An 18082-nucleotide genomic window follows, 5' to 3' on the forward strand; every position below is an offset into this window, starting at 1 on the left:
ATATAAGAGGTTTAGACTGGAACCGTCAATACTCTTATAACTGGAATCTAGTATAAAATAATGCAATGTACCCTGACCCTGAAAACCAAGGCAAAGTGCAACTATTAGAACCTAAACTGGAGAAATTTTGTAATAGGGAGATACGACTAATGGGTCTTTACATACTTAGATAGGAGATAAAGTGCATATATAACAGGTAATGTTTACTCGAGACAGGTTAGTGGAGGAACATTTACTGATTGGTTCCCGAAAAATTAAACGTTCTGCATTAACACTAGAGGTTTCTCCTTATGTAGGAAACAGGCCAGTACCAATATCTAGTTTTAAATCCATTTGGAGAGAAAATAATACAATAGGTTTAATGATTGTTCAAGAAGCATCTACAGATAAATTTTAAGTGTCTACTCAAAGGGGTAGGCACTTTTTATTTTATTTAGTTTGGGTATTAAATATTAGAGTGTCAACAAGCACAAGATATGATAAAATTAGTACATGTATGTAAAAAATATAGTTTGAGTAGGTGTCTTCATGTTTAACATAGCTGATCTAGTAGTAGCTTTTATAATTTCAGCTTTAACTGCGTTTATTGTAACGCCATTAATTAAAAAATTGGCATTTAATGTGAATGCTACTGATAAACCAGATAATAAAAGAAAAAATCATGATGGAATTAAGGCAAGCTTAGGTGGTCTATCTATATTTGCGGGGACAATAGCTGGTTTTTTATACTTACAACCAGAACACCCTCAGATGATGGCTATTATTTTGGGCGCATGTATTATGTTATTAACCGGTATTTTAGATGATATTTTTGACTTGAAACCATACTACAAACTTGCTGGGCAGCTAGCTGCTGCTATCACTGTAGTATCTGCTGGATTGGTTATAGAGAAATTAACAGTCCCTTTTTTTGGAACAGTTTACTTAGATGGAATTGGCTATATAATCACTATCATTTGGATAGTTGCAGCTTCAAATGCAATTAATTTAATTGATGGGTTAGATGGGCTTGCTGCGGGGGTATCTGCAATTGGCTTATCTAGCATCCTTGTAATGGCTATAATGGATTATCGTATTGTAGTGGCTTATCTTTGTATCATCCTAATAGGAAGCTGTATTGGGTTTCTATATCACAATTTTTATCCAGCAAAGATATTTATGGGCGATACGGGGGCACTGTTTCTAGGGTATTCTATCGCAGTTGTTTCCATGTTAGGTCTCTTTAAAAACGTTGCTTTGTTTAGCTTTATAATACCAATAATTGTGATTGCTATTCCGATATTTGATACCATTTTAGCAATTATAAGGAGGACAATAAATAAACAAGGGATTGCCACAGCTGATAAAAAACATATTCATTATCAACTTATAAAAATGGGTTATAGTCATAAATCGGCTGTATTAATTATATACGGGTTTAGTGCTTTCTTTGGTTGCATGGCAATTATATTCAATAGCGGAACATTGCAAGCTTCGATTATCATTTTTGGAGTTATCATCATCGGAATTCAAATAATAGCTGAACTTGCTGGTATCGTTATGCAAGGGCAGCAACCACTGTTAGATGGAATGAAAAAAATAATCGGTATTAAAAAAGTAGACAAAAGTTAATGAATATTAAAAAACACTTTCAATACTTAATAGGATTGAAAGTGTTTCTATTTACTCTGATGCTGTCTCTTTGTTATCCTCATTAGAAGCTTTAAGAGTGTCTAACTCCAAATGTTCTTTCAGCGTTGCTTTTACTTCCTCTAATGATTCCTCTTCCGCAATTTGATAACTCAATCCATCAATTGTTTCAGGATAAGTTTCAAGGGTTAGTTTTTCTATATTACTTACACCAAAATCGGAATACTCTTTGTAAAATGCAAGACCTTCACTAATTTTCATGTTTGTTTCAACGTTGTTTCCCATTTCCTTAGCTAGATCGTCCACCTTGGTAATAGTACCAAGGGAAGTTGCTTTCTTAATGATCGCTTTAACTACTTCTTGTTGACGTTCATTTCTTCCAATGTCGCCTCTAGGATCTTGTTTGCGCATTCGTGCATACGCTAATGCATATCTACCGTTTAACTCCATTTTTCCTTCATGAAATTGTAGTTTCTCGGCTACACGATCATCACTATTTTGTGTGAAATCGAATGGAACATCAACTGTTATACCGCCAAGAATATCTATAACGTTTTTGAAAGCATCGAAGTTAACAGCAGCATAGTAATCAATTGGAATATCTAGAAACTGTTCTACGGTTTCAATCGTCATCTTTTTTCCACCATATGCAAATGCGTGTGTAATTTTATCTTGAGTACCTTTACCGACAAGCTCAACCATTGTATCACGAGGAATACTCAATAAATTTAACTTTTTATCTTTTGGATTAAATGTTGCTACCATTAGTGTGTCTGATCTACCGTGCTCTCCACCAGTTGAGTAATCCTCTACTCCCATTAACAAAATGGATACAGGGTCATCCCCAATTGATACAGCTTTATCCCGTAAATCTGATTTCTCTCTACCAAGATCATCATATGAATCACTTGCAGCCTGATATGTTTGAAATACAAGGTAAGCCCCAAATCCAACTAATGCTAGAAATAATATTACAACAATCAAAAGAAACCTGCGAATTCGCTTTTTCTTTTTTTGTTTACGTATCTGTTTACGATCCATATATATTTAATCTCCTTTAATTCTGTAAATCTACAAAAATATAAACCTTTTTAATTATAAATTTATCTAAATTAATTTGCAATCTGATTTTGATGATACCATATATAATATTGTCGAATAAAGTTAAGAATAGGTTACAACTATATAAAGATATTAATATACATGAAAAGATCCTTAATAAGATTCAATTCTTAATAAGGATCTTATACAAGTATCTCTTCATTTTCTTCATTTCTTGTCAGTACTCTTGTAATATTCACACTTGATCCGCCAACGGAATATTCATTCCACTGTTGCGCAAAAGCTTTTATTTTATTTTTGTCAAATGAATTTTGTTCAATTGCTTGAATGATAGCTTCTGTAGTTGATACAACTGGCCCAGGCATTTGATTTAGATAATCTACCAATAGTCCTCTAGTATTCTGATATTCTTGTAAATCGTATGCATAGAATATCATTGGTTTTTGAAGTAATGCATATTCAAACGGAATAGATGAATAATCTGAGATTAATAAATCTGCAATCAAAAGTAATTGGTTTGTATCTTGATAATCAGAAACATCGTAAACAAAATCATCATACTGTTCGCTAAGCTTATACTGCACTGCTGGGTGTAATTTAACAAATAAAACATATTCGTCAGATAACGCTTGATACAGTTCTTTAATATCTAAAGCAAGTTGATAATCATTAAGCTGATTATCCCGAAATGTTGGTGCATATAGAATAACTTTTTTTTCATTTATAATAGGGTACTTCTTTTTCATTGATTGAATGATGCTTCGTTTCTCCATATAATTAAAGAAAAAGTCAGTTCTTGGTATTCCGGTACGTAAGATAGAATCATTCGTTACGCCAAAGCTTTTTCTAAAAATAGTTGCCATTTTTTCTGAACCGACGACCGTATAATCAAACCGGTTATATACACGTTGAAAACGGTCATTTGCTTTTTTACTTCTCAATCTGTTTGAAGGATCCATTAGGCCAAACTGTTTTAGAGCACCTGCAGCATGCCATAACTGGATGCAAGTTGTACCTTCTTTAAATTCAGTTACGGCTAAAAATCCAAAATAGTTATCTACTAAAATTGTAGTTGCTGTTGCAAGATGATAGATAGATTGTAAATATGCAATTGGGTGATAGATATCGAAATCCAATGTTTTATCAAAAGAGTAGTCACATTTTCTAGTCTTTAGAACAATAATGTCCTCATCTGATACACTTCTTAATGATTTAGTTGTATAAAAAATATTATCTCCAAAGGAAGTAACACATACAGTCTTCTTCCTTTGAGGAAATAATTTAAACAAATTGAATAACAATTGGAATAGGAAAAGGTAAATGGAAATTGCAAGTTCTCTAATCATTTTGCACCCTATATAAATCATCTTTGATTTTGGAAGTTGAAATGTCGTTTGTTCTTGGTAAATACACAACATCACAATAATCCTTTAAGAAGTCAAATTTACCCTTCCAATCATCACCCATAACAAAGATATCTATTTCATTTTTAATAATATCATCAATTTTTTGATTCCATCCTATTTCAGGAATAACTTCATCAACGTAACGAATAGCCTCTAAAATTATTTTTCGATTTTCGAAATTATAATAAGCTTTTTTATCTTTAATTGCATTAAATTCATCTGTAGATATTCCTACAATTAAATAGTCGCCCATATCTTTTGCGCGACGTAATAAATTAATATGGCCCCAATGAATTAAATCAAATGTTCCATATGTTATTACTTTCTTCATGGTAAATTCCTCCATATAAATGAAATAGACACACTAAGATGTTAATTTCACCTACTATTATAATAACACAACTTTACAATGAATTAACATTGGATTTACATTTAAATTAAGATGTATTCTAAGACATCGACTTTTATTTATTATGGTTTATAATACAAAGGTCGGTTATTCACCATGTTTGAAATTGGTTTGCCTTTTCCTATGGGTGTAGTATAATTTTATAAGCTAGTTTATTAGTTAGACATGAGAGGAATTTAGTATGAAGTCTGTTATAACAGTATTAAAGGAACAAATACAGCACTTTTATTTATTAAGAAGGCTTTCATTATATGAAATAAAAAGTGCAAATAAAAATAATTACCTTGGTATTGCTTGGGAACTAATTAATCCAGCAATACAAATAGCAATTTATTGGTTTATTTTTGGATTTGGTATCAGGGAAAGAGAAGCAATTGACGGCGATCCCTTTTTTCAATGGATGTTATCGGGAATAGTTATCTGGTTTTTTTTCAACCCTTCTATTATTGAGGGTTCTAAATCCATTTATCAGCGTGTACAAATGCTATCAAAAATGAATTTTCCAATGAGCTTGATACCGAATATCATTATTTTCTCAAAGTTCTATTCGCATATAGGACTTCTTCTTATTACAATTTTAATTTTAAATTTATCGGGATATCCTGTAAGCATATATTATTTGCAGTTACCAATATATATCTTCGCGTCATATTTGTTTATTTTTGCGCTATCTTTAATCACATCGACATTAAACACTATCATACGTGATTTACAAATGTTACTTCAAGCATTATTGCGCATGCTATTATATATGACACCAATTTTGTGGGCAACCTCAAAGCTTGATGGATGGATCCAAATCATAATGAAGTTAAATCCACTGTATTATTTAGTTGAAGGATATCGTTATTCGTTATTAGGCAAAGAGTGGTATTTTATTACTAATTGGCAATACTCTCTATATTTCTGGGGAGTAACATTATCTTTATTGGTGGTAGGATCCATGTTACATGTGAAATTTAGAAGGAGATTTATTGATTTTATATAGGGATTAGAACGCTATATTAAATCATTCCTTATATAGAAGGGATTTATTATGGAAAAAACGATAGTAGTCTCAAATGTTACAAAGAAGCATAAATTGTATACAAGCACATCCGAAAAATTAAAAGATATTTTTACTCGTAAAGGTTATGGAGAAGATTTCTATGCTTTAAAAAATGTTAATTTCGAAGCTTTTAAAGGTGATGTCATCGGTTTTGTTGGTGTGAATGGAGCAGGGAAATCGACTTTATCTAATATCATTGCTGGTATTCTACCGGAAACGACTGGGACTGTAGAAGTCAATGGCGATGTTTCTTTAATAGCAATTGCCTCAGGTTTGAAGGGGAATTTGACTGGAAGAGAGAATATAGAATTAAAGTGTTTAATGCTTGGTTTTAATAAAAAAGAAATTGAGGAATTAGAGCCGCAGATTATAGAATTTGCTGAAATTGGTAAATTTATTGATCAACCAGTTAAATCATACTCAAGTGGAATGAAATCAAGATTAGGATTTGCAATCTCGGTTTCAATTGATCCAGATATTATTGTTATTGATGAAGCATTGTCGGTAGGGGACAAGGCTTTTGCCGAAAAATGCTTTAAAAAAATGAATGAATTTAAAAAACAAGGTAAGACGATTATCTTTGTTAGCCACTCCCTTGCACAAATGAAAGATTTTGCCGATAAAATCCTTTGGTTAGAATTTGGAAGGGTCAAGGATTACGGGACTAAAGAAGAAGTTTTACCTGAATATGAGAAATTTATTAAAGCATATAAAAAGATGTCCAAAGCAGAAAAAGAAAAATATAAAGAGGAAGCTATGAGACAACAATATGGAAGCGACATGTTTGCAGAAACCAAATAGCTTAATCTGAATAGCTATGCTTTACTTAAGTATAGCTGAAAGGTTGTTAGATATGTCGAATACGGGAAATCTTGTATCAATAATGGATATTGAATTTATCAATACAACAAAGAAGAATTTACTATATTATCATTTGTTTCCTCGATTAAATAGGGGACAAAAATGTTATGTAGTTACAGCTAATCCTGAGATTGTAATGAAGACAAAGGAAGATGCCGAATACAAAGGAATGGTTCAAGCGGCTGACTATGTAGTGCCAGATGGAGCTGGAATTGTTATGGCATCGAAGTACATGAAGCAGCCGATTGAGGAAAGAATCCCTGGCTTTGAGATAATGCTGGATTTGCTTGAATTTGCAAATGTGCAAGGCATGTCTTGTTATTTTCTTGGGGCAAAAGAATATGTAATTGAGAAAGCTGTATTGGAAGTTGAAAAAAAATATCCTAATTTAACTATTGCTGGTTACCATCATGGTTATTTTTCAATTGACGATCCTAAGGTTGTAGAACAAGTTAAAGTAGTAAATCCAGATCTGGTTTTTGTAGCTCTAGGTTCGCCGAGACAAGAAGCGTGGATTACTAAGCATATGGATCAATTCTCAAAGGGGTTATTCATGGGTGTGGGTGGTAGTTTTGATGTGTTAGCAGGTGAAGTTAGGCGAGCACCTAATGGATGGATTAAACTTAATCTAGAATGGTTGTACAGACTGTTAAAACAGCCATTTCGTTGGAGAAGAATTTTGAAGGCATTTGAATTTATGGCTCGCGTAATACTTAAGAAAGAGTAAAGGAGTGATCTGTTGATGATCACTCCTTTTGCATTTCGTATTTCAGTTAATAGTTGTATTTTTTTCTTCACTAATATCTTCACTAGTATATTTAGAATCTAATTCATTTGTAATTGGTAAATCTAATTGTTCTCTTAGCTCATTTTCAATTTCGGCTCTACTTTGCTCATCTACTTGATAGTACCATAATCCGTCGTTCATTTTCCCTCCACTGCCTTCTAAATTGATAGAGGTAATTGAAAAGTTGTTATTAATTCCATAAGACATAAAGCTTTTCATTTCATCAAATGATAGATTGGTCGTCATATTATCTCCAACAGCTTCGATTAAATCACCTAATTTTAAGATGGATGATGCAGAGGCTGCTTCTTTAACGACAGTCTTTATAATTTCCTGTTGCCGTTTACCCCGTTCAATGTCATTATCATATTTCCTGGTCCTTGCTAATGCCAATGCTTCTTCTCCGTTCAATTCTTGATTTCCAGGCATTAGATGTATTGCATTTTTATTATCCTTTGAGTCCATTTCCGACATTTCAAAAGGAACATCGTACTCAATACCGCCTAATGAATCAACAACTTCAATAAATGCTTCAAAATTAACACGTACAAAATAGTCAACGGGTACATTTAAAAAGTTTTCTACAGTTTCAATTGAAGCCTTTGGCCCTCCATACGCATGAGCGTGGTTAATTTTTGTAAAATAATCGACTTCTGGTACATAAACATAAGAGTCTCTTGGTATACTTAGCAATTTCACATTACCCTTTTTCTTATTAAATGTGGCTAAGATTAACGTGTCTGATCGACCATGACCATTATAATCACGTTTTTCACTATCATCAACACCGATTATCAGTACAGAGACATTGTCTTCCACTGGATCAACAGCTTCTTCTCTCAGCTCCGAAGTTTCATTTTCACGTCCAACATCAGTATAGGAATCCTCAACGGTGCTTTGTGCTTTTGTATATAAATGAATTCCATAAGAAGCAATGGTTAAAATAATGATCAAAGTGGGCAATAATATATATAAATAACGTTTCTTACGCTTTTTTTTCTTATTTTCATTTCGTTTATTTATTCTTGAATTTTCTAGATTGGTATCTGACATATGAAATCTCCTTAAAAAACATACTAATTATTATATTACTATTAACTGTATTTTTCGTAAATGATAATTTTATTGCCGCCCCGAAAAATAAATTTGTTGTCGAATTGTGTGAGTGTTTGTAAATTGTAATAGAATTGAATAATAGTGGCATTAGTGATTATGTTATAATGAAGTATATCTTAGATATGAGGTGAATCAATTGATTTATGCAGGTATTTTAGCAGGTGGTAAAGGAACGCGTATGGGTAATGTTCCTATGCCAAAACAATTTCTTTTACTAAATGATAAACCCATCATTGTTCATACAATTGAAAAATTTATATTAAATGATAGATTTGAAAAAATTATTATTGCTACACCAAAAGAATGGATAAATCATACGTTAGATATATTAAAGAAATACAAAATAGATCTTCCAAATGTAGAAGTAATTGTTGGTGGAAGTGACCGGAATGGTACGATTATGAAAATTGTCGATTTTATAGAGTCTAATAATGAATCAAATACAAATGATGTGCTAGTAACACATGATGCGGTAAGACCGTTTTTGACTCATCGTATTATTCAACAAAATATTGATGAAGCTATCGAATATGGCTCTGTAGATACTGTTATTGAAGCGATAGATACGATTGTAGAATCAGAAGATAATGAATTTATTAGTTCAATTCCACGTCGTGACCATATGTATCAGGGACAAACCCCACAGTCCTTCAATATAAACAAATTGAAGCAACTATATGGTGAACTGACAGACCATGAAAAAACAATTTTAACGGATGCATGTAAAATATTTTCAATAAAAGGTGAAAAGGTGAAACTTGTTCAAGGTGAAATTTTTAATATAAAAATCACAACCCCTTATGATCTAAATGTTGCAAATGCAATTATTAAAGGGAGTCTAGACAAATGATAAATCAAGTATATCGCCTTGTTTCACCTAGACAATTTGAAATTACCTATAAGGATAAATCGATTATTTCTAATAAAGTTGTCATTCGACCGACCAACCTGTCAATTTGTGCCGCAGATCAGCGTTACTATACTGGAACGCGTGGTAAAGAGGCAATGAAGAAGAAACTACCTATGGCCCTAATCCATGAAGGTGTTGGTGAAGTGGTTTTTGATCCAACAGGCAAGGTTAAAATAGGTACGAAAGTTGTTATGGTACCAAATACTCCATCTGAAACAAATCCTTATATTGCAGAGAATTATTTAAGGACAAGTAAGTTTAGGTCTAGTGGCTATGATGGTTTTATGCAGGATTATGTTTTTCTAGATCATGACAGAATTGTTGAACTGCCAGATGGTATTGATATGAATGTGGCTGCTTTCACTGAATTAGTAACGATTGCTGTACATGCAATAAGTAGATTTGAAAAGAAAGCACATCCGCAAAGGGAAACGTTTGGAGTATGGGGCGATGGTAATCTGGGATTTATAACATGTTTGTTGTTGAAAAAACTATACCCTAACAGCAAGGTTATCATATTTGGGAAAACCGACTATAAATTAAATCATTTTTCCTTTGTTGATGAGGCATTGAAAATTGATGAAATCCCGGAACAACTAACCGTCGATCATGCTGTTGAATGTGCAGGTGGAAAAGGTAGTCAATACGCTATTGAACAAATTATAGATCATATTAATCCAGAGGGAATCATTTGTCTATTGGGAGTAAGTGAATACCCGGTAGAAGTTAACACGAGAATGGTACTGGAAAAAGGGTTGACACTACTGGGGAGCAGTCGGAGCGGTGCAACTGATTTTCAACGTACGATTAATATTTATAAAGAGCATCCTGAAATTGTTGAGTATTTGGGAACTTTAATAGGTCATGTATTTGATGTGACGAAAATAAATGATGCTACAACAGCATTTGAAAGTGATTTATCTGATTCTTGGGGGAAAACAGTTATGAGGTGGATGATCTAATATGAATCATCTTCAAACCTTGAAGAAGGTATATATTGTTTTTTATAAAGTAGTATTGAATTTTGTTTACACTACCTTTTCTATTTTATTGAAACAAGATAATAAAAAAGTTGTAATTGCATTATATAGAACTGACAAGTTAGAAGGAAATTTAAAATTCATCCATGATCAATTAATTAAACAATTACCTGATGCTAAGATTCATCTTGTTTATGGACAAAACAAGATGAATCTTAAACTATTCAAAGAGGTATTTCTGATCGCAAATGCGAGGTATTTAATTCTAGATGACTATTATTTGCCTATTTATCTTATAAAACCGAGTTCTAATTTGAAGGTTATACAGCTTTGGCATGCAGCGGGTGCATTCAAGAAATTTGGATACAGTACAATTGGTACCAAGTTTGGACCGAGTCTTGATTATTTGAAACTTGTTCCTATTCACTCAAACTATACGCATGTATATATTTCATCAGAAAAGTTTATGCCATTTTATGCTGAAGCTTTTAATATGTCATTCAATTCTATTTTTTCATTAGGAGTACCTAGAATAGATCTTTTTACGAATAAAGAAATATGTGAGCTAGTAAAAAATCAGCTGTATGTAGATTACCCTATGTTATTAAAAGAAGGTTTTGTGAACATACTTGTAGCACCTACATACAAGGCGGAGGGGATTTATGCAGAATCGTCATTAGACGTTATAGATTCAGTTTTAAAAATTACGCAGTTGATGAATAAAGATAAACGTATTATTTTTAAAGCACATCCCTATATGAATGAAGTTGATATTAACCGTCTGAAGGCATGTCCCAACGTTCTTGTTGTACAGGGACATTCGATAAATGAAATAATGTTAGTCAGTGACGCATTTATAACTGATTATTCATCTGCAGTTTTTGAATTCGCATTATTAAAAAAACCGCTAGCACACTTTATTCCAGATATAGAGGAATATAATTTTAACCGTGGGTTCTATCAGGATATAGAAACCATTTCGGATGGTGAAATATTACACAAAGATAGTCAATTGTTAGATTGGATAAATGAACGTATTCATAATGAGTTTTTTAATACGACGAGAATGATTAAATATAATTTTGATAATACGGAGAATGTCTCTAAAAAAATAGTAGAGCATTTCACTTCTTAACTAGAAAGGGGCGTTACATATGTTTGTATCATCCATTGACAATGATAATATTCAAATAAGAAATGAAGCGATGATTAACAGTGATATTACTAACCTATTAATAAATGGACCATATTTGGAAATCGAGGGCTATGCCTCGTTTGAAGGATTGACTTCCTATGCAGAAGATAGAATAAGGAAAACGCTTATGTTAGTACCTAAAATTAATGTAGAAGCTTTTAAAGAAGAAAATGAGGATTACCAAGAGCTAACGGATGAGGAAATAATAGAGCTAAACATAATTAAATGCCCCCTAGATAATTGTAAACTTTCAAACCTTGAGTTTTATGACTCTTCCAAAGATGATGTAGATTCATTAAGTGGATTTAAGGGTAATATTGATTTATCAGTTATTCATGAAGGGAAGCCATTACCAAGTGGGGACTATGATGTACTGATTAATTTAGAACAAATGCCATCCAATAACGATAATATCAAATATGAAAAAACGATTTCATTAGCCAATGTTAAAAAATTCATGAAGAATGACATGCTATCAACAAAATTACATTATTTTTCAGCTAATAAAGTTTTAAAGTATAACCTTTTAATATCATTTAACAAATATAGCAAGACATTACTTTTTAAAAATACACTTTTGCAGTCATTTGATCCTCGTGATATGCCAAATAGCACTGAGGTAAAGGAAAATAGGTATATAAAAGCAATTAAAAGACGTTTTTTAAAATTATGTTACATTTTTTTCTGTATGCTACTGCCAATTAATAAGAATAAAGTTGTCTTTGCTTCGGATAGCCGTTCTGAACTAAATGGTAATTTCTTTTTTGTATATGAGGAGTTATATAAACGTAATTTAAATTTGAAAATTAAATTTGTATTTAATGAACGAATTAACAATAGTAAGTCATTTGTTGACTTAATAAAAACTGCTTTCCATTTTGCAACATCCAAGATTATATTGTTAGATGACTTTTATCCATTGGTATATCCACTGAAGATACGCAATAATGCCGATTTAATACAAATTTGGCATGCTGCGGGAGCATTTAAAACATTTGGATATAGTCGAATCGGACGTCCAGGAGGGCCGTCACCACAGTCGAGAAATCATAGGAATTATACGAAAGCTGTAGTTAGTAGTGAAGGTGTTCGAAAAAACTATGCGGAAGGATTCGGTATTACAATGGATAAAGTTTATCCAACTGGTGTTCCAAGAGCTGATATTTTCTTCGATGAGAACTATAAAGCACATGTTAGAAAAACGTTACAACAAAAGTATCCATTCATAAAAAATAAAAAGGTCATATTATTTGCACCTACATTTAGGGGGAATGGACAAGCCTCGGCACATTACCCTTTTGAAGTATTGAACCTAAAAAAACTATATGAGGAATTGCATGAAGAGTACGTTTTTTTATTTAAAATCCATCCATTTATTAATAATAAGTTTACGATACCATATGAATATGCGGATTTCTTCTATGATTTTAGTGATTATCGGGAAATAAATGATTTATTATTAATTACCGATATTCTAATAACCGATTATTCATCAGTATGTTTTGAATATGCTTTGTTGAATAAGCCTATGCTATTCTTTGCTTTCGATGTTGAAGAATATATTGAATCAAGAGATTTTTACTATAATTTCTTTGAGTTTATACCAGGACCTTTACTAAAATCGACTTCAGAAATAATTCAAACCATTAAAGAGGAACGCTTTGAATTAGAAAAAATTGGTCCGTTTGTGAAATACTTTTTTGACGATACATTAGGGAAGGCTTCCAAAAATGTTGTAGATCAAATAATTATTCCGAGCTTAGAAGACCTTCCTGTTGTTGAAAAGGAGAAAAAGAATGTATTAATACCTCCAGCATCTAGAGTTGAATTATTTGAACGTACAATGGAGGAAGAGGACAAATAATATATCCCGATTACGAAGTACTATAAAATTAAGATCAATATTGGGAGAGTGTATTAGTTTGAACTTCTTAAAGAATAATTGCGATTTTTATTTTATTGCTGAATCTATCCCATTAAGATTTGGTGGTTTAACAACTGCCATGTTTCGAAGAGCTCATGTGTTTTCGGAACACTTTGATAGGGTGATAAATATTTTAACTTTTAAGTACGAGCCTAATTTAGAAGATATAAAAGAGTTCTTAAAACAAGAGGGTTTCACGAATGATAAAGTAATTGTTACAAATATGTATGATTACCTATCAAAGAATGATAATGGAAAACCAATTCAAATAAATGAAAATGAACAAAACCACAGTGGTCATGATGTTTTACAGGAGTTTAAGGAAATTAAAGTAATTAAAAATGAAAACAGTGAAAATGTGAAAAAAATTGAATACCTGCAAGATGGTTCTGTTGAACAAATAAAGGAATTCGATAATTCGGGACGTATTAGGCGTGTGAGGAATTTTCAAGAGGGGGATTTGAAAGAGGAGATATATTTTAGAGAAGATAGATCTAAATATATGGTAAAATCCTTTGAAAATAAAGAACCCAATGTAATTATTTTATTGGACCATGCTGGAAATGTCCTAAAGAAATTTAATAGCCACAAAGAATTACAAATGTATTGGTTGGAACTGCTGATTACTGATGAGAAAACAAATTATATGATTAATGACAGTAGGGCAATGGATGAAATGGTTATTGATTTTATTGGAAAACCTGTAAAAAAGATCTTTGTTATTCATAGTATTCATCTTCGAAAACCATATAATACATTCTCGACAGTTAGGACTGGTAATCGATATCTTTTTAAAAACATTGGCCAAGCTGATGGTATCGTATTTCTTACCAATGGTCAATTGAATGACGTAGCATCCCGTTACGGAAATCGTTCTACGTTCAGTGTAATACCACATTATATTGAAGATAATAAAAGTACTTTTGCAGAGAGAAAGTTAGCAAACCGCTTTATTGTTGTATCGCGTTATCATGAAGAAAAGCAGCTTGGACATATAATCAAGGCGTTTAATATTCTTCACAAAGAAGGTCTAGACTTTCAGCTTGATTTTTACGGAAAAGGAAAAGAGAAAGAATCATTGAATTCTCTTATAAGGGAATTTTCTTTGGAAGAGAAGATCAAGTTACACGATTTTATTGATAATCCAGAAATAGAATTCAGCAGAAGTATGGGCTCCTTTTTAACAAGTAAATATGAGGGATTTGGTTTAACGATCTTAGAAAGCCTTAAGAATAATTGTCCTGTATTCGCATATGATATCAAGTATGGGCCAAGTGATATGATAAGAAGCGGTTATAATGGATTTTTGATAGAATCAAATAATATTGAAGCATTAGCAGCAACGATAAAAAAGTTCATACATTATTCTTCTGCCGAAAAAAGAAAAATGTTTTCAAATGCGGGAAATAGTATAGTTGACTTTAGTGAAGATCAATTTATAAATAAATGGGAACAAACTTTAGAGAATGCCACTTATTATTCCAACTATCGTTATAAATTGGCAGATAAAGAATACATTCAAAACACGGTTGAAGAAATTTATTTTAATAAGCAATATTTAACTGTTTCGATCTCAAGTAATGTAATAGAACCAAGCTATAAATCAATCAAGCAGGATTTAAAAGGAATAACAATTGAAATTAATAATAAACAGTGGGAAATGCAAAGAGTAAATAAAAAATTGAACAAAAGTAAGTTATTCTATACGATCTCTATCCCATTGGATGACTTGCAAGAAGTCATTGATATCGGGAGATTCTTTTCAATCACGTATTACCTAAATCTAGACGATGTTAAATATAGAGGTAAATTAAAATACCATCTAAACGATAGAAAGCGACCACAATCATATAAATTCCATGTATATCAGATTTCCAATAATGATCAAGGGTTGTTGGAAATCAGAAAAGAGAAGGTTAGTGGCGCCCGTGGTTTTTTTAGGTATTTAAAATATAATTTATAATATATAGTTAATTTGCAATTGACTGAAGTTTATTTTATAATCTACTGAAAAGTTAGGTAACAATTAAAAGGAGGCAATGTTAATGCAACGCTTAATGTGTAAAGGGAAAATACACAGGGCAACAGTAACGGAAGCTGAACTTGATTATGTGGGCAGTATAACGATAGATTATAAATTAATGAAAGAAGCGAATATTAAACCATATGAAATGGTACAAATAACAAGCTTAAAGAATGCGACGAGATGGAAGACGTACGCAATTCCTGCGCCTGAAGGTTCAAAACGCATTTGCTTAAATGGTCCTCCAGCACATTTATTCTCACCAGGTGATATTGTTATTATCTTAAGTCTTGGACTCATGACTGATGAGGAAATAGAAGACCTAAAACCTAGAGTGGTATTCGTTGATGAAAATAACGAGATTACTAGTATAGAAGAGCATGATTTACATTGGCCAGAAGGTGTAAAGATATAATTGTGATGTAAGAAGTTTGGACTTTAATCTAAATAAAATATATAAAAAAAGCAGACCAGTGGTATTATCAGCCCTGGTCTGCTTTTTATCTATCTACCCTTCAAAACCTCATCCAACACATCTGGATAATTCGTAAACATCCCAGTAACGCCCCAATCTAAGACCTTTTCCATATCCTCTCTCGTATTGACTGTATAAGGATGCATTAATAGATCATGCTGACGTACCTTTTGGACATATGCTTCATCAATTTTTGTATGACTTGCACCTATTCCAATTGCATATTCTGCAATTTCGTTTAATTCTTTATCTGTAATTGAAGCTGGTTCTGAATAAGAAATCAATTGAACTAGTGGAATATTAGGATTCATAGAGTGTACGATTAATAGACTTTCCGGACTAAATGATTGAATAAGGACTTTACTTGATGGGGCAATTGGTCCGATTAACTTATATTTATTTAAAACTCTTAGTAATTCTTCTTCCATACCAGGATAAACCTCAGGAGACTTTGTTTCGATATAGTATCTTGATCCTCTGCCAAATTCCTGGATGACTTCTTCTAATGTAGGAACCTTTAGACCATCATATTCGGGCTTAGCTTTTTCAGGATATTGTTCATTGAACCATGATCCTGCATCAAGCTGCTTAATTTCTGCTAAAGTCATGTCTTTCACATAGCCTGTCCCATCAGTCGTTCGATCCACCTTTTCATCATGCATGGCAATCAATGTTCCGTCTTTCGTCATTTGCAAGTCGACCTCGATATAATCACCCTTCATTTTTTCCCCTAAATCGTAGGATGGTATCGTATGCTCTGGGGCATATCCAGATGCACCGCGATGGGCTACATTTAAAATACGGTTTGGATTCAGATTGGGTCCTTCCGATGCAAAAACTGCATTTTTGCTGGGTAATAAAAAGATCGTGAAGATTAATAGAATCACTAAGCTAAACGACAACTTCTTCATTTTTTCCATCTCCCTTAAATTCATTTGATTGTATGAATTATCTTAGATGAAAAATAGAGTTTAGTAGAGTTATTAGCCTCCTTCCTCTTTAATAGTTCCAATAGTATCCAACTATCAGAATAATGTCAAAAGACAGATTAAATGATTTAAACTTTAGTTAGTTTGACCCAAAGGACTTAAGCCCTACAAGGGATTTGGGTCATTTTTCATGAAAAATAAACTTGTTTTATTTATTACATAAAAACAAATTAGTTTCATATATTCGTTAGAGAACTAGAAACGAGGGGGAGTTAACTTGAAAAAGTCAGTGTCACTAGTTTTATCTATTTGTTTTGTATTAATTTTATTATTACTTAGCGCTTGTGCTGGAGAAGAATCTTCAGGCGGAGGGGATGGAGGAGATGGTGGTAAGCCTATAACATTATACTCCCCAGAGACACCAGAGCTATCTAAAGAACTAGCTGCAAAATATGAGGAACTTTATGGGACGAAGGTTAATGTGAATTATGCTGGGACAAACGTATTAGTGAATAAAATGATGGCTGAGAAAGGTAATCCGCAGGCAGATGTTTGGTATGGCGGCGGTGGTATTCTACCATTTGAAGCAGCTGTTGATAAAGATATTATTACATCCTACATACCTGAGAGTGCCAAGGAATGGGAAGTGGTAGAGAATGGTATTAAGGTAAAGCACCAGGATGGGTACTATGTTGGTGCTGAAATGTTCGTACTCGGTTTCGCCTACAATACGGAATTAGTCTCAGAAGAAGAGGCACCAAAGACATGGGAAGATTTACTGGATCCGAAATGGAAAGGTAAAATTCAATTTCCTAACCCTGCAGCATCTGGTACGGCTACTTTAATGGTACTAAGCTATATGATGCAGCATGGGGAAGAAGCAGGTTGGGAGTACTTCCAAAAATTAAAGGATCAAGCAAATTCAATTCCGGATTCAGGATCAGGTCCGACTAAGGGTGCTGCGATGGGTGAAGCACATATAGCGGTGGGTTTTGATTTTATGGCTTACGAACATCAAGCAAATGGGGAAACAGTAGATTTTGTTGTTCCAGAGAAAACACCAATTCTCGTTAATCCAGTTACGCTCGTAAAGGATGGTCCTAATCCAGAAGGCGGAAAGAAGTTTATGGACTTTATGTTAGGAAAAGATGCTCAACAAATTTTGGCTGATTGGTATCATATTCCGATCAATCCTGATGTAGAATCTAAAACGCCATTATCTTTAGACAAAATAAAAGAGCATGCTGTTGATTTAGATATTGATTGGGTGAACGAGAACTATGACCGCATCAGGGATGAATGGAAAACGAAAATAAAGTAAAGGACGT

The 18082-nt window shown here is 32.8% G+C and carries 17 protein-coding genes; 12 read left to right on the forward strand and 5 right to left on the reverse strand.

The window, feature by feature from the left end:
- Positions 1-220: 220 nt before the first annotated feature.
- Positions 221-397 (forward strand): hypothetical protein, encoded by a 177-nt coding sequence (locus CS937_RS15940; RefSeq protein WP_245835767.1) that lies wholly within the window; start codon positions 221-223, stop codon positions 395-397.
- A 131-nt stretch (positions 398-528) separates the two neighbouring features.
- Positions 529-1611: a glycosyltransferase family 4 protein gene (locus CS937_RS15945; RefSeq protein WP_099159463.1), complete on the forward strand. Its 1083-nt coding sequence runs from the start codon at positions 529-531 to the stop codon at positions 1609-1611.
- Between the two features lie 51 nt (positions 1612-1662).
- Here the strand turns inward: CS937_RS15945 and CS937_RS15950 are convergent, their stop codons facing one another.
- From CS937_RS15950 to tagD, 3 genes are all read right to left on the reverse strand, one after another.
- Positions 1663-2670: an LCP family protein gene (locus tag CS937_RS15950; protein ID WP_099159464.1), complete on the reverse strand. Its 1008-nt coding sequence runs from the start codon at positions 2668-2670 to the stop codon at positions 1663-1665.
- A 203-nt stretch (positions 2671-2873) separates the two neighbouring features.
- Complete coding sequence (locus tag CS937_RS15955; RefSeq protein WP_099159465.1) at positions 2874-4037, reverse strand: CDP-glycerol glycerophosphotransferase family protein; 1164 nt, start codon at positions 4035-4037, stop codon at positions 2874-2876.
- On the reverse strand, positions 4030-4428 hold the full coding sequence (gene tagD, locus CS937_RS15960) for a glycerol-3-phosphate cytidylyltransferase (RefSeq protein WP_099159466.1): 399 nt from the start codon (positions 4426-4428) through the stop codon (positions 4030-4032). The genes CS937_RS15955 and tagD overlap by 8 nt, the downstream gene beginning before the upstream one ends.
- Positions 4429-4687: 259 nt before the next feature.
- Between tagD and CS937_RS15965 the strand changes: the two genes are divergently transcribed.
- From CS937_RS15965 to CS937_RS15975, 3 genes are read left to right on the forward strand one after another with little or no spacing between them, the layout of a single operon-like run.
- Positions 4688-5494 carry an ABC transporter permease gene (locus CS937_RS15965; RefSeq protein WP_099159467.1) on the forward strand — a complete coding sequence of 269 codons (807 nt, stop codon included), beginning with the start codon at positions 4688-4690 and terminating at the stop codon, positions 5492-5494.
- Between the two features lie 48 nt (positions 5495-5542).
- Complete coding sequence (gene tagH / locus CS937_RS15970; RefSeq protein ID WP_099159468.1) at positions 5543-6355, forward strand: teichoic acids export ABC transporter ATP-binding subunit TagH; 813 nt, start codon at positions 5543-5545, stop codon at positions 6353-6355.
- Positions 6356-6407: 52 nt separating this feature from the next.
- Positions 6408-7142: a WecB/TagA/CpsF family glycosyltransferase gene (locus tag CS937_RS15975; RefSeq protein ID WP_099159469.1), complete on the forward strand. Its 735-nt coding sequence runs from the start codon at positions 6408-6410 to the stop codon at positions 7140-7142.
- Positions 7143-7184: 42 nt separating this feature from the next.
- Here CS937_RS15975 and CS937_RS15980 read toward each other — a convergent pair whose 3' ends face one another.
- A complete protein-coding gene (locus tag CS937_RS15980; protein WP_099159470.1) occupies positions 7185-8255 on the reverse strand; it encodes an LCP family protein in 1071 nt (356 codons plus the stop codon).
- A 199-nt stretch (positions 8256-8454) separates the two neighbouring features.
- On the opposite strand from CS937_RS15980, the gene CS937_RS15985 reads away from it, so the two are divergent.
- From CS937_RS15985 to panD, 6 genes are all read left to right on the forward strand, one after another.
- The gene (locus tag CS937_RS15985; RefSeq protein ID WP_099159471.1) at positions 8455-9168 is read left to right on the forward strand and encodes an IspD/TarI family cytidylyltransferase; all 714 of its coding nucleotides are present in this window, start codon (positions 8455-8457) and stop codon (positions 9166-9168) included.
- Positions 9165-10190, forward strand: a complete 1026-nt coding sequence (locus CS937_RS15990) for a ribitol-5-phosphate dehydrogenase (protein ID WP_099159472.1) — start codon at positions 9165-9167, stop codon at positions 10188-10190. Before CS937_RS15985 ends, CS937_RS15990 begins: the two co-directional genes overlap by 4 nt.
- 1 nt (position 10191) lies before the next feature.
- A complete protein-coding gene (locus CS937_RS15995; protein ID WP_099159473.1) occupies positions 10192-11343 on the forward strand; it encodes a CDP-glycerol glycerophosphotransferase family protein in 1152 nt (383 codons plus the stop codon).
- 19 nt (positions 11344-11362) lie between these two features.
- On the forward strand, positions 11363-13267 hold the full coding sequence (locus tag CS937_RS16000) for a CDP-glycerol glycerophosphotransferase family protein (RefSeq protein ID WP_099159474.1): 1905 nt from the start codon (positions 11363-11365) through the stop codon (positions 13265-13267).
- Positions 13268-13325: 58 nt separating this feature from the next.
- Positions 13326-15290 (forward strand): glycosyltransferase, encoded by a 1965-nt coding sequence (locus CS937_RS16005; protein WP_176555861.1) that lies wholly within the window; start codon positions 13326-13328, stop codon positions 15288-15290.
- Positions 15291-15372: 82 nt separating this feature from the next.
- Positions 15373-15765, forward strand: a complete 393-nt coding sequence (gene panD, locus CS937_RS16010; RefSeq protein WP_099159476.1) for an aspartate 1-decarboxylase — start codon at positions 15373-15375, stop codon at positions 15763-15765.
- Positions 15766-15854: 89 nt separating this feature from the next.
- Here panD and CS937_RS16015 read toward each other — a convergent pair whose 3' ends face one another.
- The gene (locus CS937_RS16015; RefSeq protein WP_099159477.1) at positions 15855-16745 is read right to left on the reverse strand and encodes a glycerophosphodiester phosphodiesterase; all 891 of its coding nucleotides are present in this window, start codon (positions 16743-16745) and stop codon (positions 15855-15857) included.
- Positions 16746-17031: 286 nt separating this feature from the next.
- Here CS937_RS16015 and CS937_RS16020 point away from each other — a divergent pair, with 286 nt between their 5' ends.
- Positions 17032-18075, forward strand: coding sequence for an ABC transporter substrate-binding protein (locus CS937_RS16020; protein ID WP_245835769.1), 1044 nt, complete (start codon positions 17032-17034; stop codon positions 18073-18075).
- Positions 18076-18082 lie beyond the last annotated feature (7 nt).

It is taken from the genome of Virgibacillus ndiopensis (assembly GCF_900187325.1).
GTDB classification, from domain to species: Bacteria; Bacillota; Bacilli; order Bacillales; family Amphibacillaceae; genus Virgibacillus_E; species Virgibacillus_E ndiopensis.